The organism is Sinorhizobium sp. 6-70 (assembly GCF_030124375.1).
Classification (GTDB): domain Bacteria; phylum Pseudomonadota; class Alphaproteobacteria; order Rhizobiales; family Rhizobiaceae; genus Sinorhizobium.
This window is the reverse complement of sequence record NZ_JASKLS010000006.1, coordinates 84,755-109,350: the sequence shown is the minus strand read 5'-3', so window position 1 is coordinate 109,350 and position 24,596 is coordinate 84,755. Positions and strand designations below refer to the sequence as shown.

The window sequence follows — 24,596 nt, the reverse complement described above, 5'->3', positions numbered from 1 at the left end:
AAGTATCGCGCCGTTCCGCGCGGCCGCTGAATAATCCCTCTCCACTTCCGTGCGAACATTACCAAATATTCATCTGCCGGACAGAACTCAGTAAGGTCCGGTCCGTTACACCTTTCGTTATCGGCTGTTCCTCCAGTCACAGCCAGGCGGGCACTTCCCCGGACGCCAAATACCGTTTGGGAAGGTGCTCGTAGTCAAGGTTTCGAAGCCGTCCGCCAATTGGCGCTGGGCTTCATGGAAGAGAGAAGGCAAAACGCATGTCCAAGATCAAAACCCTGCGTCCGTCCCTGAAGACGGTTCTGAAAACCTCCACCGTCGCCGGCCTCGCGGCAGTCATGCTGACCAGCGGCCTGCCGGCTCAGATTTCGCAGTCCTTCGCCGAAGCCGTGAAGGCAGAGGCCCCCTCGGTTCCGAGCTTCGCGAATGTCGTCGATGCGGTTTCGCCGGCTGTCGTTTCCGTTCGTGTGCAGTCGCGCGTGAACGCTTCCGACGATGAAACCAGCAACTTCAGCTTCGACTTCGGCGGCCGCGGCTTTGAAGATCTGCCCGATGATCATCCGCTGAAGCGCTTCTTCCGCGAGTTCGGCGGCCCGCGTGGCGATGGTGGCGGTGATCGTGCCGAACGTCGCCCTGATCGTCGTGGTCCGCACGGCGAGGGTCGCCTTCGTCCGCGAGGCCAGGGCTCCGGCTTCTTCATCACCGAAGATGGTTACCTCGTAACCAACAACCATGTCGTTTCCGATGGCTCCGCCTTCACGGTCATCCTGAATGACGGAACGGAACTTGATGCCAAGCTGGTCGGTAAGGACAGCCGCACCGATCTTGCCGTACTCAAGGTCGACGACAAGCGCAAGTTCACCTATGTGAGCTTCGCGGACGACAGCAAGGTGCGCGTCGGCGATTGGGTCGTCGCAGTCGGTAACCCGTTTGGCCTCGGCGGAACGGTGACGGCCGGTATCGTCTCGGCTCGCGGCCGCGACATCGGCTCCGGCCCCTATGACGACTACCTGCAGGTCGACGCCGCTGTGAACCGCGGCAACTCCGGGGGCCCGACGTTCAACCTTTCGGGTGAGGTTGTCGGCATCAACACCGCGATCCTCGCCCCGTCGGGTGGCAATGTCGGCATCGCCTTCGCGATCCCCGCATCCGTCGCCAAGGACGTCGTCAACGACCTCATGAAGGACGGCAGCGTCTCGCGCGGTTGGCTTGGCGTTCAGATCCAGCCGGTGACGAAGGACATTGCCGATTCGCTCGGCCTCTCCGAGGCAAGCGGCGCTCTGGTCGTAGAACCGCAGGCCGGTTCTCCGGGCGAAAAGGCCGGGATCAAGAAGGGTGATGTGGTGACGGCACTGAATGGTGAGCCGATCAAGGATCCGCGCGATCTCGCCCGCAAGGTCGCTGCAATGCGCCCGGGTTCTTCTGCCGACGTAACTCTGTGGCGCGATGGCAAGTCGCAAAGCGTCAAGCTCGAAATCGGCAATCTGCCGAACGACGCCAACGACTCCGTGCAGCCGAAGGATGAGCAGTCCGAGCAGAGCCCGCCAGCCAGTGATGAAGCGCTTGCTGATCTCGGCGTGACGGTGACGCCTTCCGAGGACGGCACTGGCGTGACGATTTCTTCCGTCGATCCAGACTCGGACGCCGGCGACCGCGGCCTGAAGGAAGGTGAGAAGATCGTCACCGTGAACAATCAGGACGTGAAGTCGGCGGACGACATCCTCAAGGTGATCAACAACGCCAAGAAGGATGGTCGGACCAAGGCGCTCTTCCAGATCGAAACCGACGACGGCAGCCGCTTTGTCGCGCTTCCGATCGACCAAGGCTGATAACGCGGCCATCGGAGGATTGGAGTGGGTCGCCCCACTCCAATCCATTCTGACCGATCGCGGTGATGGTCGGTACATCCGCAAATCACCATGATCCAACTGTGCCGTGACATCCGAGTGATTCGCGGCGCTTTTCGTTCGGGCCGAAGCGTTGGTTGCCGCGGCGCCGCTGCGTGATTTCTCTGGGTCGAAATCATGCAGCAATTCAAAGAGCTACAGCGTCCTTTGCGCGTCTGACAAGACGCGCGGCGCTCTAGAGGTGTCGGAACCGAAACCGGTTGAGACAGATAGGGATCCGGGACTATGGTCACGCGCATGAAGATTCTGATTGTTGAAGACGACCTCGAGGCGGCGGCCTATCTCGCGAAAGCGTTTCGCGAGGCCGGCATTGTTTCCGACCATGCCAGCGACGGCGAAAGCGGGTTGTTCATGGCGAGCGAGAATGCCTACGACGTGCTGGTGGTCGATCGTATGCTTCCGCTTCGTGACGGCCTGTCGCTGATCACCGAACTGAGGCGGCGGGATGTCCACACGCCCGTCCTCATTCTCTCGGCGCTCGGCCAAGTGGACGACCGCGTCACGGGCCTGCGCGCCGGTGGCGACGACTATCTTCCAAAGCCCTACGCGTTCAACGAGCTTCTCGCACGGGTCGAGGTACTCGGCCGCCGCAAGGGCGCACCAGAGCAGGATATGGTTTACCGCGTCGGCGACCTCGAACTCGACCGGCTTGCCCACTCGGTTCGACGGCAGGGCAAGGAAATTCCGTTGCAGCCGCGCGAATTCCGGCTGCTCGAATACCTCATGAAGAATGCGGGCCAGGTCGTCACGAGGACGATGCTGCTTGAAAACGTATGGGATTACCATTTCGACCCGCAAACCAATGTCATTGACGTGCACGTCTCGCGTCTGCGCTCGAAGATCGAAAAGGATTTCGACATACCGCTGCTGAGGACGGTTCGTGGCGCCGGCTACATGATCAAGGACGACCGGACTGAGACATGAGCAAACTCAGGGTTCTGTTCAGAACGACGGCAGTCAGGCTCTCGGCACTTTATCTTATTCTCTTTTCCCTCTGTGCGATCTTCCTCGTCTTCTACGTGACGGGCATGTCCGAGCGCTTGCTCGAGCAGCAGACACGCGACGCCATCAGCGCCGAAGTGAGCCAGATCGAGGCCGTCTACGAGCGCGCCGGCATGAACGGACTGCTTCGCTCGCTCGAACGACGGGCACGCCAGCCGGGCGCCAATCTCTATGTGATCGCCGGTCCGAGCGGAGAAATCCTCGCGGGCAACGTGGCTGGCCTGCAGCCGGGCCTGCTTGATGACGAAGGCTGGAAGTCGGAGCCGTTCCACTACCGGCGGTTCACCGACGAAAGCCGCGGGGAGAGCCACGTAGCGCTTGCCCAGGTTCTTTTGCTCGACAATGGGCTGAGGATTCTTGTCGGCCACGATCTTCAGGAGCCGGAGAAGTTCCGTGTGCTCGTGCGCCAGGCGCTGGTGGTTGCCCTGGGTGTGATGGGGCTTGGTGCGCTCGTCATCTGGTTCGGCATCGGTCGCAACGCCCTGAAGCGCATCGACCGCATGTCCGAGGCCAGCACGAAGATCATGGCGGGTGATCTCTCGCAGCGTCTGCCGACGAGCGGCTCGGGCGACGAGTTCGATCGGCTTTCGGAATCGCTCAACGCGATGCTCGGGCGGATCGAGAAGTTGAACGAAGGGCTGAGACAGGTTTCCGATAACATCGCCCACGATCTCAAGACGCCGCTGACGCGCCTGCGCAACAAGGCCGAAGCCGCACTCTCCAGCAGGGAGGACGGCAGCCAGAGTGGCGCGCTCGAGGAAATCATCGCCGAATCTGACCAGTTGATCCGCACGTTCAATGCGCTCTTGATGATCTCCCGGGTCGAGGCGGGCTCCGCTGTCGCCGAGATGAGCGATGTCGATCTTTCCCAGATCGTCGCCGATTGCGTCGAGCTTTACGAGCCCGCGGCCGAAGACAAGGCCTTGAAACTGGAAGCGGATGTCCCGCCGGGTGTGGTGGTCTCGGGGAATCGCGAACTGATCGGTCAGGCGCTTGGAAACCTGATGGACAATGCGATCAAATATGCCGAGGGGGCTTCAAATCCTCTGATCCGGGTGGCGATGACGAAGAGTGGGAATGAGGCGGTGCTGACGGTCGCGGATCACGGCCCCGGCATCCCGGAGGATATGTACCGCGAGGTGTTGAAGCGCTTTGTTCGTCTGGATGAAAGCCGCTCGAAACCGGGGACCGGTCTTGGCCTCTCGCTCGTCGAGGCCGTGATGGAGATGCACCGAGGCTCGCTCACGCTCAGTGCGACTGACCCGGACGAGAAAGATGGCAAGGGACTGACGGTTCGCATGGTTTTCCCGGCTCGCGCGACCTGATAGACCGGTCATGAGATAGGGAGGATGTGTCGATGCTGGAAACGGATAAGCGGCGTCTGTCCGATATCGAGGTGGTTCCGATCCGTCCGACGAGCCAGGCGGATGCAAAGGCTGCTCTGTCCGTTTTGAAGGATGTCGCCAAGGAGCACGCTCGCATCGCGGATCTGCTGGCGTCGAATACGCCGCTCAAGGACTTCATCGTCTCGGCGCTCGCTCTCTCTCCGTTTCTGCGGGATAACACGGGCAGCAATCCGGCAATCCTCGAAGATCTGCTCGCGACGCCTTTATCTGAATTCCTGAAGCGCCGGATCGAGGCAGCCCGGTCAGCGTGGCGACCCGAGCCAGCGGCGCCCGCACTGCCGGACGCTGAGATTATGTCCAGACTTCGCAAAGCAAAACGCGAGATGGCCTTCGCCGTCGCTCTGGCGGATCTGTCGCGGCTTTTCGACGGCCGGGAAACCACGCGCTGGTTGAGCGATTTCGCGGCGGCCGCCGTCGCCGCCGCGATCGATCATCTGCTCCTCGGCGCGCATGAAAGCGGCAAGTTCAAACTGAAGGATCCGTCGGCGCCGAGCAACGGCTCCGGGGTCGTCGTTCTCGGGATGGGCAAGCTCGGCGCGTGCGAACTCAACTATTCCTCGGACATCGACCTCGTCATCTTTTATGATCCGCAGTCCGGCATCATCGTCGACCGGGATGACGCTTCGGATATCTTCGCGCGGCTGCTGAGGCGGCTGGTTCGTATCCTGCAGGAACGGACGGGCGACGGCTATGTCTTCCGCACGGACCTGCGCCTGCGCCCCGATCCGGGTTCGACGCCGCTCGCAATCTCGATCGAAGCGGCGATGCTCTACTACGAGAGCAGGGGACAGAACTGGGAGCGCGCCGCCTTCATCAAGGCACGGCCGGTTGCCGGCGATCTGGAGGCGGGCGAGCGCTTCGTGAAGGAACTGACGCCCTTCGTCTTCCGCAAATACCTGGATTATGCGGCCATTGCCGACATTCATTCGATCAAGCGGCAGATTCATGCGCACAAAGGACATGGCGAAATCGCCGTCAAGGGTCACAACATCAAGCTCGGTCGCGGCGGCATCCGCGAGATCGAGTTTTTCGTCCAGACCCAGCAATTGATCGCCGGCGGCCGCATGCCCGAACTTCGGCTGCGCGCGACGGAGCCGATGCTGCGTGCCCTCGTGGAGGCAGGGTGGATCGATCAGTCGACCGCCGACGAGCTTATCGAGGCCTATTGGTTCCTGCGTAATGTCGAGCACCGGATCCAGATGGTGCGCGATGAACAGACGCACGTCCTGCCGGAGACGGAGGCAGAGCTCAGGCGGATCGCCTACATGCTCGGTTTCGAGGATGCCGCTTCCTTCTCAACGGAGCTGTCGCGTGTGTTGCGGACCGTCGAACGGCGCTATGCGCAGCTTTTCGAGCAGGAGGCAAAGCTCTCGACCGAGACCGGAAACCTGGTCTTCACTGGACAACAGGACGATCCGGACACGCTGGAAACCCTGAAGAAGCTTGGCTTCCAACGCCCGTCCGACATCGCGCGGACGATCCGCACATGGCACTACGGGCGCTATCGGGCAACGCAGTCGGTGGAGGCGCGCGAGCGATTGACCGAGCTGACGCCGGAACTGCTGCGCGTGTTCGGCGAAAGCCGGCGCGCCGACGAAGCATTGCTGCGGTTCGACCATTTCATCTCCGGCCTGCCGGCGGGCATCCAGCTTTTCTCGCTGCTCGGCAACAATCCGAGGCTCCTGTCGCTGATCGTCAACATCATGTCGTCAGCGCCCCGGCTGGCGGACATCATCGCCGCAAGACCTCATGTCTTCGACGGCATGCTGGATCCGGGGCTTCTCGCGGAACTGCCGACACGGGAATATCTCGCACCGAGAATCGCAAATTTCGTTGCCGGTGGCCGTCACTACGAGGAGGTGCTGGACCGCCTGCGCATCATCGCTGCCGAACAGCGTTTTCTGATCGGCATCAGGCTTTTGACAGGTGCCATTTCCGGCATCCAGGCAGGGCGCGCCTTCACCGACCTCGCCGACCTCATCATCGCTGCCGCGCTCGATGCGGTGATGGAGGAAGTCCGCGCGGCGCATGGGCGCTTCCCCGGGGGGCGGGTCGCCGTTGTCGGCATGGGCAAGCTCGGCAGCCACGAGTTGACGGCCGGCTCCGATGTCGATCTTATCCTGCTCTACGACTATGACGGCGAAGCGGGGCAGTCCGACGGCGCCAAGCCGCTCGATCACGTGCGCTATTTCACCCGGCTGACGCAGAGGCTGATCGCGGCGCTTTCGGCACCGACCGCCGAGGGCATCCTTTACGACGTCGACATGCGCTTGCGGCCGTCGGGAAACAAGGGGCCTGTTGCAACCCGCATCACAGCCTTTGCCAAGTACCAGCGCGCCGAAGCCTGGACCTGGGAACACCTAGCCCTGACACGGGCAAGGTGCATCTGCGGCGATGAAAGCCTGATCGGCGAGGCGGAGGCGATTTTCGGCGAGGTCCTTTCCGAGAAGCGTGACATCGGGAAAGTCCGCGAGGATGTCGAGGAGATGCGCGATCTGATCGACAAGGAGAAGCCGCCGAATGACATCTGGGATTTCAAACTCATTCCCGGCGGTCTCGTCGATATCGAGTTCGTCGCGCAATACCTTGCGCTGATCGCGCCGGCAAAAGGGGTGACGCCGCCGCCCGCGGGTACGCACACGCTTGTGGCGTTGAAGAGCCTGGGCGCGGCCATGATGAATGCCAATGATCTGGAGGTGGCCGTCGACGCGTTGACGCTTTTCACCGAAGTCTCGCAGATCGTGCGGCTCTGCATCGACGGGGACTTCGATCCGAAGGATGCCCCTGCCGGCCTGGTCGATCTCGTTTGTGGGGCAGGCGACTATCCGGATCTCAAGCACCTCGAGGCGGATATCCGGAGCCTCTCCAAGGCGGTTCGCGGGATTTTCCAATCCGTTGTCGCTCAGTGATCTTCCGGGCAACGCTCTCCGGGCCTTCGAGCGAGAAGCCGCGCCGACGAAGGCGGCAGCGGCTCAGCCGCCGACGCGATCGGGGATGCGCACGGATATGATCGTGCCGACGTTTTCGGTGGAGTGAATCTTCATCGTTCCGCCGTGAAGGCGCGTCAGCGAGCGGGAAATCGCAAGCCCGAGGCCGGAACCGCCCTTGCTCTTGGCGTATTGGCTCTGCACCTGCTCGAAGGGCTGGCCGATCTTCTGCAATGCGTCTCTCGGGATGCCAATGCCGGAATCGGCGATCGTCAGCGTCACCGCTCCGGTGACCTTGCGGGCTCTCAAGGAGATGCGGCCGCCTTCATTGGTGAATTTGACGGCGTTTGACAGCAGGTTCAGCAGTACCTGCTTCATCGCGCGCCGGTCGGCGACCATGGTGAGGCCCGAGGAAATCTGCTGAACGACGCGGATGTTCTTCTGCTCGGCTGGAATGGTGGTGAAGCGAAGCGTCTCTTCGATCAGCGGCGCCAGATCGATCTTCTCGCGCGTGATGCGCATGTGGCCTGCCTCGATCTTCGACATGTCGAGAATGTCGTTGATGACGTTGAGCAGGTGTTTGCCGCTTTCGTAGATGTCGCGCGAATATTCGTGGTATTTCTCCGACCCGAGCGGACCGAACATCTGGTTCTGCAGGATTTCCGAAAAGCCGAGAATGGCGTTCAGCGGTGTGCGCAATTCATGCGACATATTCGCCAGAAACTCGGACTTGGCCCGGTTTGCGGCTTCTGCCCGCTCCTTTTCCGCCTGGTAGTTGGAATTGGCGACCGAAAGCTCCGCCTTCTGCTGTTCCAGCGTGATGCGTGATGCCGAAAGGTCTCCGATCGTTGCCATGAGCCGACGTTCGGACTCGCGCAGGCGCACCTGGTGGCGCTTGAGCAGCGTGATGTCGGTGCCGACAGAAACCAGACCGCCATCGCGGGTGCGGCGTTCGTTGATCTGGAGCCATCGCTCGTCGGCGAGCTGCACCTCACTCGTCTGCGAGTGATTGCTGCGATCCGGATCGGCGACCCGCCGCTCGACGACCGGCCGTGCCGCGGCAGCATGGACGACTGTCCGCTCAGTGCCGGGCACGAGCACGTGATCCGGCAATTGATAGGCCTGTTGATAGTGGGTGTTGCACATGACCAGGCGGTCATGCTTGTCCCAGAGTACGAAGGCCTCCGAGGTGCACTCGATGGCGTCGGCCAGACGCTGATCCGCTTCCGCATAGCGCTGGGCAAGGCGGTGCTGCTCGGTGACGTCCATGGCGATGCCGATCAGGTGCGTGCGGCCGGAGGCGGTGCGAATGACCTGGGCACGCGCGCGCAGCCACACGTAATGGCCGTCGGCATGGCGCATCCGGAACACCTGGTCGATCTGGCGCGCATTATCGCGGGCGATCGCCCGCGCCACGCTGTAAATGCCGCGCTCCTCCGGATGCATCAACCGCGCAGCGTCGCCGAAGGACAGCACGCTGCTGTCGCCTCGCATGCCGAGCATCTCGTACATCGACCGCGACCAGAACAGCCGCCGGTTGGCGAGGTCGAAATCCCACAGGCCGCAGCGGCCGCGCGAGAGCGCGGTTTCGACGCGCAAGTTCGATTCGGCGAAAACGGCATCGGCATCGCGGGCGCGGTTTGCCTGGATGTAATAGGCATAGAGCACGACGAGCAGGATCGCCGAGATGCCTGCAAACAGGGTGACATTGAGCGAAACTTCGTCGCGCCACGCCGTTTCGAGTTCAGCGATCGGTATTGCCGCCAGAATGACGCCGGCGGCTTCGGGGAGCTGTGTCAAGGCAACAAGGTGGTTGACGTCGCCGATTGACGTCTCCACGACGCTCGATCGTTCACCGTAATACTGCAGCGTGGCGAGGTCGGGAGCGAGCGATGCCAGCGTGCGTCCGATGAAGTGAACGCCCTCCGGCGTGCTTGCGAAGATCCGTCCGTCCTTGCGGACGGTCAGCAGAAACATGCCGCCGTCGAGCGTGCCCGCGGGAAGATATTCGCCGAGCCGCTGTTCGGCCTCCCATCGCCGGCCGTCGGCGAAAAGTGTCGCGCCATCAACCTGGAAGGCGGCTGCGGCGGCAGCCGCCGCGAGGTTGACAGCCTGGCGGGAACTGCCCTCCATCCGGGCGTGTTCGCCCATGATGCCTGACATGCGGGAAATGGCCACGATAATCAGGAAAGCGATGATCAGGACGGGAATGGAGCGTTTGAGAATGGGCTCGGCGCTCGCGAGCCGCTGCGATGCAGGCTCGGCAAACAGCTTTGCCTGCTCAATGAACTCCCGTTCCAGGCTGGAAAGGCCTGGAAACTTGAGTCGCAACCGCCCGTCGGCTGCGCTTCCCCGTCGCGCGTCCGCCATCTTTCCCAATCTTGTCATCCTCGAAAGCGTCCCGCATTCCCAATGAATGTGCCGAAGACGCCTGATCCTCTAGGCCTGAGACATCAGCCGCCCCAGCATTGGCCGAAGATTGGCTGCCTCAGTGATTCGGCGCGCCGCTCGCCCGAATCTGACTCAATGAATCACAGGGCGATTCGCCTTGTCCAGAGGGAATGGTAAAGATTTCTTAACCAATTCTCATCGTTGGAAAATCACAGGCCGATTTGTCATCACGGCTTCGGTCGTTCCTGTGAGATGAGCTTTAGAGCCTTTCATGGCTAAGTGGAAAGAATTCTGTTGGCGCAAGCGGAGCGGAATGTTTGCTCGGCTGGCGCGCGTCGTAGCCAACGCATACGGCCAAGCCGGCCGAGGAAGCAGGCCGCCCGCTTCAGCCAACCCGAAGGGCCGGGCATCTTTCCGCCAGGATCAGAGGCGATCGCCTCGGCCGTACGTGCGGGTACGACGCTCGCCAATCGCCTCTGCCCTGACGAAAATCTGCTCCGGCAGAATGTTTCCACTTAGCCATGAAAGGCTCTAATTCATTGGAATCGTTCATGGCGGCGTTGGCCCGATTCGAGCCAAAGCCGCCATGAGCTGCGATGAGGGGAGGGCTATCAGGCCTCCAGCATGCGATCGACGATATCGCTGACGTCCGCGGAGAGGTTGGCTGCGCCGGCGATCTCCGTAAGCGCGTTGCGGGCATGATCGGCGCGAACTCCCTCCAGCGAACGCCAGGAGCGCATCGACGTCAGAATGCGCGCCGCGAGCTGCGGATTGCGCGGATCGATGTCGAGAATTTGCCGCGCGAGGAAGCGATAGCCTTCGCCATCGGCCCGATTGAAGCCGGTCGGGTTGGAGAAGGCGAAGGTTCCGACGAGCGAGCGGACACGGTTTGGGTTGTTGCCGTTGAACAGCGGGTCGGACATCAGCGTCTTGACGCGATCGAGGGTCTCGGAGCCGGGAATCGTCGCCTGGATCGCAAACCATTTGTCGATGACGAGGGCGTTGCTCGCAAAGCGCTGCTTGAATGCAGCGAGCGCCTCGGCCGTCTCGTTCGCGTCCGAGAACCGATGTGCAAGCAAGGTCAGCGCGAGGCTGAGATCGGTCATGTTGTTGGCAGCACGGACTGCCTCCGCCGCCCTTTCCGGGCCCGTGTCACCATAGACGAGGAAGGAAAGAGCGCTGTTGCGCAACGCCCGCCGACCGGCACTGGTGGCGTCCGGGCTGAAGAGGCCTGACGATGCCATGTCGTCCGCCAGTCGGGTGAACGTATCCCGTCCAGCTGCGGCGACACCGGCCAGTATCTGTTGACGGCCGGCGTGAATGGCATCCGGGTCGTTGTCGCTGCCGATTTCGCGGGCGATGTCGGATTCGCTCGGCAGCGCTAGGGCCTGCGAGCGGAACGCCGGCTCCAGCCGATCATCCGCCGCCGCAGCAATCAGGCCGTTCACGAGGGCGATGTCGCAGGTAACTGGTTGGCCGTTGCGTACCTGCGCGGTCGCCGCAACGAGATTGTCGAGCGCAATGGCATTCAGCGCCTGCCAGCGGGCAAAGAGGTCGATCTCGTGGCGCGCGATCAGCGCGCGATCCTCGGCGCTCTGTTCGATATGGAGGTTGATCGGCGCCGAGAACCCGCGGTTCAAGGAGGGCACGGGGCGCGACGGAATGCCGGTGAACAAAACCGTCTGCTTGCGGCTGGTCAGATGGATGACATCTTCCGTGATGTCGGCGCCGGAAACCGTCGCGGCTTTCGCTTCGCTGCCATCCGCCAGCAAGAGTCCGTGCCGCAGCGGAATATGCATCGGTTCCTTGCTGCTTTGCCCCGGCGTCGGGGGCACGGTCTGCTCAAGCGAGAGCGAGAATGTCTGCTTTTCCGCATCGTAGGATCCGGAAGCTGTGACGAGCGGTGTTCCCGCTTGGTGATACCAGAGCGAAAATTGCTTGAGGTTGCGCCCGCTGGCATCCTCGAAGCAGGCGACGAAATCTTCGATCGTCACCGCCTGGCCATCGTGGCGGTCGAAATAGAGATCCATGCCTTTCTTGAAGAGGTCGCGGCCGAGGATGGTGGCGATCATCCGCGTCACCTCGGAGCCCTTCTCGTAGACGGTTGTCGTGTAGAAGTTGTTGATTTCACGATATTTCGTCGGTCGGACCGGATGGGCGAGGGGGCCGGCATCCTCCGGAAACTGCTCCGACTTGAGGTGACGCACCTCGGCGATGCGTTTGACGGCGCGCGAACGCATGTCCGCTGAAAACTCGTGGTCGCGGTAGACGGTCAGGCCTTCCTTGAGGCAGAGCTGGAACCAGTCGCGGCAGGTGATGCGGTTGCCCGTCCAGTTGTGGAAATATTCGTGCGCGATGATCGCTTCGATATTGGCATAGTCCGCGTCCGTCGCAGTTTCCGGGTCCGCGAGCACGTACTTGTCGTTGAAGACGTTGAGCCCTTTGTTCTCCATGGCGCCCATATTGAAGTCGGAGACCGCGACGATCATGAAGATGTCGAGGTCGTATTCGCGGTTGAAAACCTGCTCGTCCCACTTCATCGAACGCTTCAATGCGTCCATCGCGTAGGAGGCGCCAGCCTCCTTGCCATGCTCGACATAGATCCGGAGCGCGACCTTACGACCGGAGGCCGTGGTAAACGTATCTTCCACGACGCCGAGGTCGCCGGCGACCAGCGCAAAAAGATAGCTCGGCTTCGGGTGCGGATCGAACCAGGCGGCAAAATGGCGGCCGTCGCCCATGTCGGCGCCGCCGAGGTGGTTGCCGTTCGAGAGCAGCAGTGGTGCTGTTGCCTTGTCGGCGATGATGTTGACCGTGTAGACGGCGAGCACATCCGGGCGGTCGGGGAAATAGGTGATGCGGCGGAAACCTTCCGCCTCGCACTGGGTGCAGTAAACGTTGTTGGTGCGGTAGAGGCCCATCAACTTGGTGTTGGTCTCGGGCGAGAGCAAGGTGGTTACCGTGACCTCGAAAGGAGCCGTCTCCGGCAGCCCGTGGATCGTCAACGTGTCGTCCGTGGCCTCAAAGAGCGTTGGCGATATTTCCACCTGATCGAGCAGCAGGCCGGTCATGCGCAATTCGTCGCCGTCCAGGACCAGCGGCGCCGCCGGGCTCACACCCTCGCGCCGGTGGAAAATGAGGCGCGCTTCGACCTTTGTTTCCCGCGGGTCGAGCTCGAAGGTCAGATCCACTCTCTCAAGAACGAAGTCGGTCGGCCGGTAGTCTTCCAGATGAATGGTCTGGCCCGTATTTGTCCGCATGATCAGTCTCGCTTGCGCCTTCGTGTACAGTCGATTTGTAGAGGGCGCCTGTGATGGTGAAAAGCCCAAGGAGCGAGAAGCGAAGCTTTGCCACATGATTGTGATGCCGGCGGCCGCACTCCGATGGGCAAGCTGCGGCCTCCGGTATTCTTCCCATTCCCTTATCGATCAGTGGTTTATAGAAGCGTCACTAACAAGAACTAAATCGGCTAGGATTTTTTCGCGCTTGCTAAAAAATCTCGGAGAACCTGGGCAGCCATGGCGGACGCATCAAGAAAAAATGCTTTCCATCAAGAATTTTGATCCATATTCCGCCATGGCATCGCTAGAGTGAGCGTGACCTTCCTGCGGCTCTTCTGCCGCGTCTTCCCAGGCCGACATTCTTCCCGCGTGGCCAGCGGCATTTGAAAAGTGCGTTTAATGGATGCGGACATCCAAAGCCCGATGAAGGGAATCCTGCTCAAGGTACTTTCCGTCGTCATCTTCGTTTGCATGTCCACCTGCATCAAGGCCGCGGGCAACGATATCGCTACAGGTCAAATCACCTTCTACCGTTCCGCCTTTGCGATGGTGCCGATCCTGGGTTTCCTGGCCCTTCGCGGCAAATTGCGCGATGCATTCAGAACCGACAACTTGACCGGACATCTGGCGCGCGGCTTTGTCGGCATTCTTTCCATGAGCTGTGGCTTCTATGGGCTTGTCCACCTGCCGTTGCCGGAGGCGATCGCGATCGGCTACGCCATGCCGCTGCTTGCCGTCATCTTTGCCGCCGTTTTTCTCCGGGAAACCGTGCGGCTCTATCGATGGTCCGCGGTTGTCATCGGGCTTACGGGGGTGCTGATCATCACCTGGCCTCGGCTGACGCTGTTCCGCAATGGCGATTTCGGCTCGTCCGAGGCGCTTGGCGCGGCCGCCGTGTTGGCTTCTGCGGCGCTTGGAGCGATGGCGATGGTGCTCGTGCGCAAGCTCGTGAAGTTCGAGCGAACGCACACGATCGTGCTTTACTTCTCCCTGTCGGCCTCGGTGTTTTCACTTGCGACACTGCCCTTCGGCTGGCCGGCAATGTCGTGGACGTCCTTTCTGCTACTGATGGTCGCCGGCTTCTGCGGTGGCGTCGCGCAGATCCTGCTGACCGAAAGCTACCGTCACGCCGACATGTCGACGATCGCCCCGTTCGAATACACGTCGATCATACTGGGCATTGCTGTCGGCTATTTTCTCTTCGGTGACATACCGACGCGAATCATGTTGGCGGGCACGGCAATCGTTGTCTCCGCCGGCATCTTCATCATCTTTCGCGAGCATCAGCTGGGATTGGAGCGCAAGGGCGCCCGCAAGCATGTCACGCCACAAGGCTGACGATGGCTCGCCAGATCACGATGATTTAGGTCGAATCGACCCAAACTCATAAACGTGATCGAATAAGGTAGGGCGGGATGCGGGCGGAAAACCGCCCACGCTTTTCCCCATCCAGCAGCCCTATTCCGGCTGCCTCTCCCAAATCGGAACCGTGTCGTCGCCGATGAGCGCATCGGCATCCGACTGCTGGGCGATCGGACTCGTCACGTCGGGACCAGGCGTCGGCAGAACTGTGGTTGCCTGGAAGTCGGTCTTGGCGACTAGTCCCTGGTGCTGGTCGCGCCTGAGAATGCGCCAGGCGGCATAGCCGCCGTAAAACGCGAAGTAGACGGCAAGGACAATGAACAGCGCCGCGGGGCCGAAGCGGTCCATGACCGGGCCGACCATCAACGGTCCAACGATGGTGCCGATGCCATAGGTGATCATCAGGCCCGACGAGATCTCGACGTATTCGTTCGGGCGGGCGAGGTCGTTGGCGTGCGCGACATTGAGCGCATAGATCGGAAAGAGCACGCTGCCGATGCAGGCGGCAACGAGATAGAGCATCGCCGGGCTGCGGCCGATTGAAATGGACATGACGAGGCAGGAGATGACGCCGACGATCCCGCAGGCGACCATGACGATGCGCCGGTCCATCCGGTCGGAGGCGCGGCCGATCGGTATCTGCGAGAGCGCGCTGCCCGTGAGCAGCGATGCAAGCAGCGTGGCCCCCTCGGCGGTTGAAAGTCCGATCCTCTGGGTGAAGACGCCGCCGAGATTGAGCCAGGCGCCGGAAAGCGCGCCCGCGAGAATCCCGCCGACGACGGCGACCGGCGAGCGGCGGAACAGGCCCGGAATATCGAACTTCGCCTGTGCTGGCGGCGCCGGCATGGGCGAGGAGGAAAGCGCCGTCGGCAGCAGCGCCAGGGAAAACAGCACGCCGCAGAGAATGAACAGCGAGGTGTTGGTGGGATCGCCGAGCGGCACCAGATATTGGCCGCCGATGGTCCCGACCATCGTCGTGATGAGGTAGAGCGAAAAGAGCAGGCCCCGGTTTTCGTTTGTGACACGCTCGTTGAGCCAACTCTCGATGACGAGATAGCTTCCGGAAATGGCGAAGCCGGAAATCGCCCGGAAGACGATCCAGGCGCGCCAGTCGACGATGAGCCCGCACATCAGGATGGCAATCGAGAGCAGCGTGATCAGCGCGGTGAAGACGCGGACATGCCCGACGCGCAGCACGAATCTTGGCGTGACGATGCAGGAAAGCGTGAAGCCGAGCGTGTAGCCGGTGGCGAAGATCGAGACGGTGAGCGTCGACCAGCTCTCGGCCACCGAGCGCACGGGAATGACGTAGCTTTGCAGCCCGAAGGCCACCATCATCAGCAAGGTGGAGAGCATCAGGCTGAAAACGGAAGCAAGACTAGCCGGCATTGGCGCTCCTACTGCATGTTTCCTTAGATCCTCCCCGATTTAAGGAAAAAATATGCAACAATTTCAAGGTGCTACAGCGTCCTTTGCGCGTCCGATAGGACGCGCGGCGCTGTAGGCATTGCCGGTGTCGTGTTCAACCGTTGCGGAGAAACGCCCGGGGCATTGGAAGGAGCGGTCGATCGGACGTTCGTCAGCTCACTCCGCGGATCGGAATGAGTGTGGCTTTATCGGAGTCTTTTGACGCTGTCGATTGCGACAGTCGATGGCGAAAAGACGCAGGAAGGCGGATTAATTCGGCAGCAGCGGGCTGACGGGGACGCGGTGAGCGCGCCGCGAGTCCTTGATTGTGCTCAGGCGGCTATATTCGCGCGAAGCACGCACTGCCGTGCCGATGTCGGAGATCGTGTCGAGCAGAGCCCGAATGCTGCCAAGCGGCCTGGACATGATCTTTTCCTTTTCTGATCCGGGAACGCGGATTGCGGGGCTCGCAGCCCCGCGCGATCATCAGCGTTGGATGAATTCGGCGTAGATCTGTGCCGGGCGGCGCGTGGTCCGGGTAAGACCGATTGCGGTCATCTGCTCGTTGGCTGCCGTGCCGAAATTGTTGAAAGGCGTCCGCAGCGCGGCGCCGGCATGGCGGAGCGTCTCAAAGCTGCTGTGGATCGGACGAAAGCGGGCAGTCATGGTTCATTTCCTTTTCCATTCCTCCCACATGTCCATATTGCGATGCAGCATCGATTTTGCAATGCATTAAAACGCGGCGCTGGCATGCGCAATTCGCATGGCTTTTTTCACCATCTGTTCATGAATTGGGCGCGCCACTTACTGGCCGTTGATCTTCGCCTTGAAGACCAGCAGATCCTGCCAGGCAAAACGCTTGTTGACTGGCGCGGTCACGAGATCCTGGGGGTGCAGCGTGGCCAGTGCCGGAACGCGGTGGCCGCCGGCGGAGAGTTCGCGCCATTCCCCGCGCAATTGGTGAATCGTATCGGCACCGCCGAAGAAGAAGCGAGCCGTGAAGTTCCCAAGAAGCAGCAATTGCCTGGGCTCGGCGAGTGCGATTTGCCGCTCGATGAAGGGTCGGCAGATATCCGCCTCGCGGCCGGAAGGCACGCGATTTCCGGGCGGACGCCAGGGTACGACATTGGTCAGCAGCACATCCTGCCGGGCAAGGCCGATTCCGAAAAGCATGCGCTCGAGCATTTCACCCAGCCTACCGGCGAATGGCTGACCATCGCGATCGTCATCCGCATAGGGCATCGGTCCGACGATCATGATCCCGGAAGCGGGATCGCCCTCGGCGAAGACGAGATTGCGGGCACTGTTCTTGAGGTTGCAATGGTTGAAGGACTCCATTGCGGTTCTCAGTTCCGGCAGCGAGCGCGCTGTTTCCGCGGCGAATCGGGCCTCCCTGATGGCTTGCTCGTCGGGAATCGCAACGGACGGAGGGGAGGCTGCCGGTGCCGCAGGAGCGGCACTGCGGGACTGGGCCGCTGGCTGCGCTCCTGCACCTTGCCCTTGCACGGCGCCTGTTGGCCCGCTTTGCGGCGCGCTGCGCGCCTCCGCACGCTTCGCCTTCATCGCCTCGAATTCTGCGAACCGGTCGACGGCTTCGTCCTCTAGCAGCCATTCGACGCCTGCATCCGCATGGAAGGCGAGAAGGGCGGCAAGCTGTGCAGGGGAAAGGTCGTTGGCCGGGATCATGACGCGAATTTAGCAGATCGGCGGGAACGGTCCAGCGGCATCAGGCGGCTTCAGCCGTCCAGGTCGCGATGTCCTGCCGCTCGCCGATCAATGCCAGCCCGTGCGCGATCGACAGCAGTTCTCCACCGCTTTCGATCTTTGACCGCTCGAAACGGTTGTCGAAGATCCGCCTTACCGCCGGTACGAAGGACGTGCCGCCGGTGAGAAAGACCCTGTCGATCGTTGCCGGCGCCGTCTCCGTCTTTTCAAGTACCTCATCGAGTGCCTGTTCGATGCGGGCAAGGTCAGGCGCGATCCAGGTCTCGAAGTCGGCGCGCTTAACCATCCTGCGCGCCCGCTCGCCGAGTGGCGCAAAGAAGAACTCGGTTTCCTCTGCCTGCGACAGCCGCATCTTGGTCGCTGAAACCGCCTGGTAGAGCGGATAGCCCTCGTCATGCTCGATCAGATCCACGAAAGCTTCGAGCTTTTCCGGCTCAAGGCTCGCCCGGACCAGTTTCTTCAGCTCCGAAAAGTCCTTCAACGTCTTGAAGATCGACAACTGGTTCCAGCGGCCGAAATTGGCGTAGTAGCTCGACGGCACTTCAAGCAGCTTGTCGAAGCTCTTGAACAGACTCCCCTTTCCGATGAGCGGCGAGACGATATTGTCGATGATGCGGAAATCAAAATGATCGCCGGCGATGCCGACGCCGGAATGCCCGACCGGCGTCGCCGTCAGCCGGCCGCCCTCGCTCTCGAAGCGGATGATTGAGTAGTCGGTCGTGCCGCCGCCGAAATCGGCGACGAGCACCGTCGCGTCCCTCTCTAGGGTCCGTGCAAAATAGAACGCGGCCGCGACCGGTTCGTAGACATAGTGGATTTCCGGAAAGTCGAAGCGCGCGAGGGCGCGATTGTAGCGTTCCAGAGCCAGCTTTTCGTCCGGGTTGGCGCCGGCAAACTGCACTGGACGGCCGACGACGATCCGTCTCAGCCCGCTGCTCCAGTCGCTGCCCGCATAGTCCCTCAACCGCGCGAGGAACGCGTACATGAGGTCTTCGAAATCGTGCCGCTTGGCAAAGACCAGCGTGCCCTGGAACAACGAACTCGCGGCAAATGTCTTGATCGACTGAAGGAAGCGGCATTCGCCGGGATTATCGATGAATTCCCGGATTGCCGCCTGTCCCGCTTCGATCTGCAATGGCCCGCGCTCTGCGCTCTTCAGGAACGAGAGTGCCGTGCGCGTTGTGTCCGATTTGCCCGCCGGGCTGTCGACAACGACGGAGCGCGTCGATGTGCCCTGTGACAATGCCAGCACGGAATTGGTTGTGCCGAAATCGAGGCCGAGGGCGGATGCCATGACTTTCTCCGTATATCGAGCAGTTCGGAAAAATGTGAACGGTTTTCCGGCGTTGCGCTGAAGGGAAGGGCGCGCCTCCTCGCATGCGGGTGCGGCAAAAGCAAGCCGTCTTGTTTATCGAGATTCGCAGCGATATTTACGTTTACGTCAAAGTAATGTAGGCCGCGTGTGGTAAACTCATGAAGTTATGCGCAAATGCGGAGATAGTCTGTCGCATCCCGGCTCGACAATTCCGGCCGCATTTGCCATGACGGGATGATTAGCTTGGGAACAGAACCGGCGGAAGACCGGCGACACTGGAGAGCATGAGAATGACCGAGGCGATGGAACTGCCGGAACGCGAGAGCATGGAATTCGACGTGGTGATCGTCGGCGCCGGTCCGGCCGGGCTCGCCGCGGCGATCCGGCTGAAGCAGGTCAATCCGGAGCTTTCGGTCGTCGTTTTGGAAAAGGGCGCCGAAGTCGGCGCCCACATCCTCTCCGGCGCGGTCGTTGACCCGATCGGCATCGACCGGCTCCTGCCCGGCTGGCGCGACGAGGCCGACCATCCGTTCAAGACCGAGGTCACCGACGATCATTTCCTGTTCTTAGGCCCGGCCGGCTCGATCCGCCTGCCGAATTTCCTGATGCCGCCGTTGATGAACAATCACGGCAACTACATCGTCTCGCTCGGGAATGTCTGTCGCTGGCTGGCGACGCATGCCGAGGCGCTCGGCGTCGAGATCTATCCGGGCTTTGCCGCGACCGAGGTGCTTTACAACGACGAGGGCGCGGTGATCGGCGTTGCCACCGGCGACATGGGTATCGAGCGCTCCGGCGAGCCGGGGCCGAACTTCGCCCGCGGCATGGCGCTCCTCGGCAAATACACGCTGATCGGCGAGGGCGTGCGCGGCTCGCTCGCCAAGGAGCTGATCGCCAAATACAAGCTCGGTGAAGGCCGCGACGTGCCGAAATTCGGCATCGGCCTGAAGGAACTCTGGGAGGTCAAGCCGGAAAACCACAAAGCCGGCCTGGTGCAGCATTCGTTCGGCTGGCCGCTCGACATGAAGACCGGCGGCGGTTCGTTCCTCTACCACCTCGAGGACAACCTCGTCGCCGTCGGCTTCGTCGTGCACCTCAACTACAAGAACCCCTATCTCCACCCGTTCGAGGAGTTCCAGCGCTTCAAGACGCACCCGGCGATCCGCGGCACCTTCGAGGGGGCCAAGCGGTTGTCCTATGGCGCCCGTGCGATCACCGAGGGTGGCTACCAGTCGGTGCCGAAGCTTTCCTTCCCCGGCGGCGCGCTGATCGGCTGTTCCGCCGGCTTCGTCAACGTGCCGCGCATCAAGGGCAGCCACAACGCCGTGCTGTCGGGCATGCTGGCGGCGGAAAAACTCGCCGAGGCGATTGCCAGCGGCCGCGCCAATGACGAGCCGATCGAGATCGAACACGGCTGGCGCGACAGCGCCATCGGCCAGGACCTGAAGCGGGTTAGGAACGTCAAGCCGCTGTGGTCGAGGTTCGGCACCGCGGTCGGCGTCGCGCTCGGCGGCTTCGACATGTGGACCAACCAGCTCCTCGGCTTTTCCTTCTTCGGCACGCTGAGGCACGGCAAGTCCGATGCGGCCTCGCTCGAACCGGCGGAGCAGCACCAGAAGATCGACTATCCGAAGCCGGACGGGGTGTTGACCTTCGATCGGCTGTCCTCGGTGTTCCTGTCGAACACCAACCACGAGGAAGACCAGCCGATCCACTTGCAGGTGAAGGATCCCGAGCTGCAGAAGCGCTCGGAATACGACGTTTATGCCGGTCCCTCGTCGCGTTACTGTCCGGCCGCCGTCTACGAGTGGGTGGAAAAGGACGGCAAGCCGACCTTCGTCATCAACGCCCAGAACTGCGTGCACTGCAAGACCTGCGACATCAAGGACCCCAACCAGAACATCAACTGGGTGCCGCCACAAGGGGGCGAAGGGCCGGTCTATCCGAACATGTAATGTTCGGAGGCAGGCCCGTCCGGACCCCCGCCGGAAGAGAGCGCGGCGAAGGGCCGGTATATCCGAACATGTAATGTTCGGAGGCAGGCCCGTCCGGACCCCCGCCGGAAGAGAGCGCGGCGAAGGGCCGGTCTATCCGAACATGTAATGTTCGGAGGCAGGCCCGTCCGGACCCCCGCCTGAAGAGAGCGTGGCGAAGGGCCGGTCTATCTGAACATGCAATGTTCGGAGGTGGAGCCATCGCCACTCGCGAGACGCGAGCGGCGCGGGCTGGATCTGCTGAGCGCGCAATGCAGCCGCCGGCGATGGCGCGGGCCGTCAGCCGAGCCGCTCGAACCTTTTGAGGCCAATGTCGCGTCCACGGATGATCGGGTCTTTTCATGAAGGAAGAACGGCCGTCGAGCAGTCCCTTCCGAAAGCCCATCAATTTTATGTGTCCGGGACGCGGGAGTCAGCGCAATTGCTGACGCAAATGGAAAAGTGTTTGCCGGAAAGACTCGGTAGCAATGCTAAGGGCGTCAATCCGAATAGGCATTGACGGCCCTACAGCGCCGTGCGTCTTTTCAGGTGCACGAAGATCGCTGTAGCACTTTGAATTGCTGCATGTTTTTATCCTGAAATCGGCTCCGATTTAAGGAAACATGCAGTAAGCTGTTGCTTCCATTCGGGCGGATTGGGGCAGGGGGCCTTGTTCCGTTCGCTGCCGGCCGCTGCGGTGAGGCTGGCAGTTCGCCATGCGTACACCGCGAGAACAGAGGGAAACGAAATGAAGAAATTTCTTGCAACGACTTGTCTTGCTGCCGGGCTTCTCGGCCTTGGCAGTGCGGCATCGGCGGCAGAATGCGGCGACGTGACGATCGCCAATATGAACTGGCAGAGCGCCGAAGTGCTGGCGAACGTGGACAAGTTCATCCTGACCGAAGGCTACGGCTGCAGCGCCGAGCTCGTCGTCGGTGATACGGTGCCGACGATTACCTCGATGATCGAGAAGGGCGAGCCGGATGTGGCGCCTGAAGGCTGGGTCGACCTTCTGCCGGACGTCGTCAATCGCGGCCTTCAGGAAGGCAAGCTCGTCGGCGCGGCGGTCGCGCTGTCGGACGGCGCAGTGCAGGGCTGGTGGGTACCGAAATACATCGTCGACGCCAATCCGGATATTAAGACGATCGACGACGTGTTGAAGCACAAGGAGCTTTTCCCCGATCCGGAGGATCAGAGCAAGGGCGCCGTCTTCAACGGTCCGCAGGGCTGGGGCGGCACGGTCGTGACGACGCAGCTCTATAAGGCCTATGGCGCGGAGGCCGCGGGCTTCACGCTGGTCGACACCGGCTCGGCCGCCGGCCTCGACGGTTCGATCGCCAAGGCCTACGAGCGCAAGCAGGGCTGGGTCGGCTATTACTGGGCGCCGACGGCGCTGCTCGGCAAGTACGAGATGGTCAAACTCGACCATGGCGTGCCGAACGACATGGCCGAATGGAAGCGCTGCAACACGGTTGCGGATTGCCCGGATCCGAAGAAGAACGACTGGCCGAAGGACAAGGTCCAGACGCTGGTGACAAAGGCCTTCGCCGATCGTGCCGGTCCGGCCATGGAGTACCTCAATACCCGCGCCTGGACGAACGATACGGTTAACAAGCTCATGGCCTGGATGACGGACAATCAGGCGAGCGGCGAAGAAGGTGCCAAGCATTTCCTCGAGGAAAATCCGGACCTCTGGACCAAGTGGGTCTCTCCGGAAGTGGCAGAGAAGATCAAGGCCGCGCTTTGATCTGTTGATTCGAATGGGCGGCGCGCATTTCATGCGCGCCGTTCTTGTTTGATGACCGGCGGCGGAAAACAACAAGACAAAAATGCCGCGTGGAGCAATGCGAAGGGGAATCAAAATGGAATGGCTGACCAAATTTCCGCATATGGACGATGACCGGCTTCGAGAGCTGAAAAAAGTGATCGACGAAGGTTTCCGGGCGTTCACGCGCGCCTATGGCGACGGCATCGAGTCTTTCTTCGAGCCGCTGCAGTTCTTCCTGATCCAGTCCGAACGCTTCATGACGCGGACGCCCTGGCCGATCATCCTGATCCTGGTCGCGCTGATTGCCTGGCTCGGCAGCCGCAACTGGAAGATCGTGGCTGGTTGCGTGGGCACGCTTCTCGCCATCGGCTATTTCGACATGTGGGACGACACGATGAAGACGATCTCGATGATCTTCGTCTGTACCGTCCTGTCGATCGCCATCGGCATACCGATCGGCATCATCATGTCGCGCTCCGATCGCGTTCAGAACGTCGTCAATCCGGTGCTCGACGTGATGCAGACGATGCCAAGCTTCGTCTATCTCATCCCCGTCGTTATGCTGCTCGGCATCGGCAAGGTTCCCGGCCTCATTGCCGTCGTCATTTATGCTATCCCGCCGATGATCCGTCTTACCAATCTCGGCATACGGCTTGTCGACAAGGACGTGCTCGAGGCCGCGGACGCCTTCGGTTCGTCAAGCTGGCAGAAGCTGAAGAACGTGCAGATGCCGCTCGCCTTGCCGACGATCATGGCCGGCATCAACCAGACGATCATGATGGCGCTCGCCATGGTCGTGATTGCCTCGATGATCGGTGTTCAGGGGCTGGGCCAGCCGGTTTTGAAGGCGATCGCCAATCAGTACTTCACGCTCGGCATCTTCAACGGCCTCGCCATCGTCGGCATCGCGATCATCTTCGATCGGGTCAGCCAGGCCTATGGTCATCGCTTGCAGAGACATCGCGAGATCGTTCACGGTTAGCGTATCGGTCCGAAAATCGGAATCGATTTTCGGACCGATACGGGAAGACTTGCAGCGTCCTTTGTGCGTCCTGAAGACGCACGCCGCTGCAAAGCCAAAGGAAGCAAAAAAAGACCGGCCCGGAAACCAGCGTTTCCGGGTCGTTTTTTCTTATGCCGATCACGGCTGCCTCGGGGAGAGAATGCCGGTCGAGAGGGCGACGCCAGCCGAAGTGACGATCGCGGCCGTGATCTCGAACGAACCGATCGTTTCACCGAGCAGGGCCGCGCCGCCGAACATGGCGAGCACCGGCGTCAGAGCCGTGAAGGCGGCCGCTTGCGTGCCGCCGAGGCGACGGACCGCAAAGCCATAGGCAAGCGTTGCCGCCAGGCCGGAAAGAACGCCCTGACTCAAGACCTGAAGACCGACCTCGCCGAGCGGAACGCTCGCGAGCGTGGTGCCGGAGACGAAAGCCAGGGCGAGGTGAATGAGAAACGACCAGACCGCAATCAGCGCACTGCCCTCCACGGCGCTTAAGCCCGAGCGTCGGAATGCGTGGGTATAGATTGCCCAGAGAGTCGCGGCTGCAGGTAGCAGCACGTAGCTCATCCAGGTGGATCCCTCCGATGCGCCGAGGCTGCGGACGAGCAGGATGATGACGCCGGTGACGATGGCGCCAAAGCCGATGATACGCATGCGATCGGGGCGCTCGCTGAAGAACACGACGCCGATCAGCGCGGTCGCGAGCGGCATTGAGCCGCCGAGCAGAACGCCGACGGACGAAGCGGGCGTTGCATGAATGGCGAAGGCGGCCACCTGGAAGAATACGGCGCCGGAACCCGCCACCATCATGGCAAGAAGCGCCAGCGGCAGCGATTTGGGCATGAGGCCTGTCTTCAACCAGACAGGCGCAAGCACGAGTGCCGGTATCCCGTAGCGAATGAGGCCGAGGTCGATCGTTCCGAGCGCTGTTGCGGCGGTATGCCGCGTGGCCAGAATCCAGGTCGCCCAGATCATCACGGTGATGAATGCGCCGGCATACCCGGCGGCGGCAGGTGCGGCGGGGCCGCGATCGAGAGTCAGCGCAACCATTTTTCGTGTTCCTTCCCGATGGGTTTGCGAAGGGTTTTTGATCGGGAAGACACTAGCGCCAGGCGCGAGGGCATGTCCTTGC

At 61.6% G+C, this 24,596-nt stretch carries 16 protein-coding genes; 8 read left to right on the top strand and 8 right to left on the bottom strand.

The genetic code is table 11. The features are described from left to right. Positions 1 to 257 precede the first annotated feature (257 nt). The 4 genes from QN222_RS13865 to QN222_RS13850 all read left to right on the top strand — a co-directional run bounded on the left by QN222_RS13865 (position 258) and on the right by QN222_RS13850 (position 7,221). The gene (locus tag QN222_RS13865; protein ID WP_283962650.1) at positions 258 to 1,826 is read left to right on the top strand and encodes a Do family serine endopeptidase; all 1,569 of its coding nucleotides are present in this window, start codon (positions 258 to 260) and stop codon (positions 1,824 to 1,826) included. 303 nt (positions 1,827 to 2,129) lie between these two features. After that, a complete protein-coding gene (locus QN222_RS13860; protein ID WP_283962649.1) occupies positions 2,130 to 2,828 on the top strand; it encodes a response regulator transcription factor in 699 nt (232 codons plus the stop codon). Continuing rightward, on the top strand, positions 2,825 to 4,231 hold the full coding sequence (locus tag QN222_RS13855; RefSeq protein ID WP_284005475.1) for a HAMP domain-containing sensor histidine kinase: 1,407 nt from the start codon (positions 2,825 to 2,827) through the stop codon (positions 4,229 to 4,231). The genes QN222_RS13860 and QN222_RS13855 overlap by 4 nt, the downstream gene beginning before the upstream one ends. A 32-nt stretch (positions 4,232 to 4,263) precedes the next feature. Then, the gene (locus tag QN222_RS13850) at positions 4,264 to 7,221 is read left to right on the top strand and encodes a bifunctional [glutamine synthetase] adenylyltransferase/[glutamine synthetase]-adenylyl-L-tyrosine phosphorylase (RefSeq protein WP_283965864.1); all 2,958 of its coding nucleotides are present in this window, start codon (positions 4,264 to 4,266) and stop codon (positions 7,219 to 7,221) included. A gap of 63 nt (positions 7,222 to 7,284) precedes the next feature. Here QN222_RS13850 and QN222_RS13845 read toward each other — a convergent pair whose 3' ends face one another. Together QN222_RS13845 and pepN are read right to left on the bottom strand one after the other, a co-directional pair. Next, a complete protein-coding gene (locus QN222_RS13845; RefSeq protein WP_283965865.1) occupies positions 7,285 to 9,618 on the bottom strand; it encodes a PAS domain-containing sensor histidine kinase in 2,334 nt (777 codons plus the stop codon). Positions 9,619 to 10,241: 623 nt separating this feature from the next. Continuing rightward, positions 10,242 to 12,890 (bottom strand): aminopeptidase N, encoded by a 2,649-nt coding sequence (gene pepN / locus QN222_RS13840; RefSeq protein ID WP_283961683.1) that lies wholly within the window; start codon positions 12,888 to 12,890, stop codon positions 10,242 to 10,244. Positions 12,891 to 13,310: 420 nt separating this feature from the next. On the opposite strand from pepN, the gene QN222_RS13835 reads away from it, so the two are divergent. Beyond that, positions 13,311 to 14,249 (top strand): DMT family transporter, encoded by a 939-nt coding sequence (locus tag QN222_RS13835; RefSeq protein WP_283961684.1) that lies wholly within the window; start codon positions 13,311 to 13,313, stop codon positions 14,247 to 14,249. Positions 14,250 to 14,369: 120 nt separating this feature from the next. On the opposite strand, the gene QN222_RS13830 is transcribed toward QN222_RS13835, so the two are convergent. The 5 genes from QN222_RS13830 to QN222_RS13810 all read right to left on the bottom strand — a co-directional run bounded on the left by QN222_RS13830 (position 14,370) and on the right by QN222_RS13810 (position 18,699). Continuing rightward, positions 14,370 to 15,662 (bottom strand): MFS transporter, encoded by a 1,293-nt coding sequence (locus QN222_RS13830; protein ID WP_283961685.1) that lies wholly within the window; start codon positions 15,660 to 15,662, stop codon positions 14,370 to 14,372. Between the two features lie 288 nt (positions 15,663 to 15,950). After that, positions 15,951 to 16,106, bottom strand: a complete 156-nt coding sequence (locus QN222_RS13825; RefSeq protein WP_283961686.1) for a hypothetical protein — start codon at positions 16,104 to 16,106, stop codon at positions 15,951 to 15,953. Between the two features lie 60 nt (positions 16,107 to 16,166). Then, positions 16,167 to 16,346 carry a hypothetical protein gene (locus QN222_RS13820; RefSeq protein WP_153442090.1) on the bottom strand — a complete coding sequence of 60 codons (180 nt, stop codon included), beginning with the start codon at positions 16,344 to 16,346 and terminating at the stop codon, positions 16,167 to 16,169. 138 nt (positions 16,347 to 16,484) lie between these two features. After that, positions 16,485 to 17,366, bottom strand: coding sequence for a uracil-DNA glycosylase (locus QN222_RS13815; RefSeq protein ID WP_283961687.1), 882 nt, complete (start codon positions 17,364 to 17,366; stop codon positions 16,485 to 16,487). Positions 17,367 to 17,406: 40 nt separating this feature from the next. Further along, positions 17,407 to 18,699, bottom strand: a complete 1,293-nt coding sequence (locus QN222_RS13810; RefSeq protein WP_283961688.1) for an Hsp70 family protein — start codon at positions 18,697 to 18,699, stop codon at positions 17,407 to 17,409. 311 nt (positions 18,700 to 19,010) lie between these two features. Here QN222_RS13810 and QN222_RS13805 point away from each other — a divergent pair, with 311 nt between their 5' ends. The 3 genes from QN222_RS13805 (at position 19,011) to QN222_RS13795 (ending at position 23,443) form a co-directional block, all read left to right on the top strand. Continuing rightward, a complete protein-coding gene (locus QN222_RS13805) occupies positions 19,011 to 20,675 on the top strand; it encodes an electron transfer flavoprotein-ubiquinone oxidoreductase (RefSeq protein ID WP_283961689.1) in 1,665 nt (554 codons plus the stop codon). Between the two features lie 766 nt (positions 20,676 to 21,441). Beyond that, positions 21,442 to 22,440 (top strand): ABC transporter substrate-binding protein, encoded by a 999-nt coding sequence (locus QN222_RS13800; protein ID WP_283961690.1) that lies wholly within the window; start codon positions 21,442 to 21,444, stop codon positions 22,438 to 22,440. Between the two features lie 115 nt (positions 22,441 to 22,555). Continuing rightward, positions 22,556 to 23,443, top strand: a complete 888-nt coding sequence (locus tag QN222_RS13795; RefSeq protein WP_283961691.1) for a proline/glycine betaine ABC transporter permease — start codon at positions 22,556 to 22,558, stop codon at positions 23,441 to 23,443. Between the two features lie 159 nt (positions 23,444 to 23,602). Here the strand turns inward: QN222_RS13795 and QN222_RS13790 are convergent, their stop codons facing one another. Further along, positions 23,603 to 24,514 (bottom strand): DMT family transporter, encoded by a 912-nt coding sequence (locus tag QN222_RS13790; protein ID WP_283961692.1) that lies wholly within the window; start codon positions 24,512 to 24,514, stop codon positions 23,603 to 23,605. Between the last annotated feature and the right edge of the window lie 82 nt (positions 24,515 to 24,596).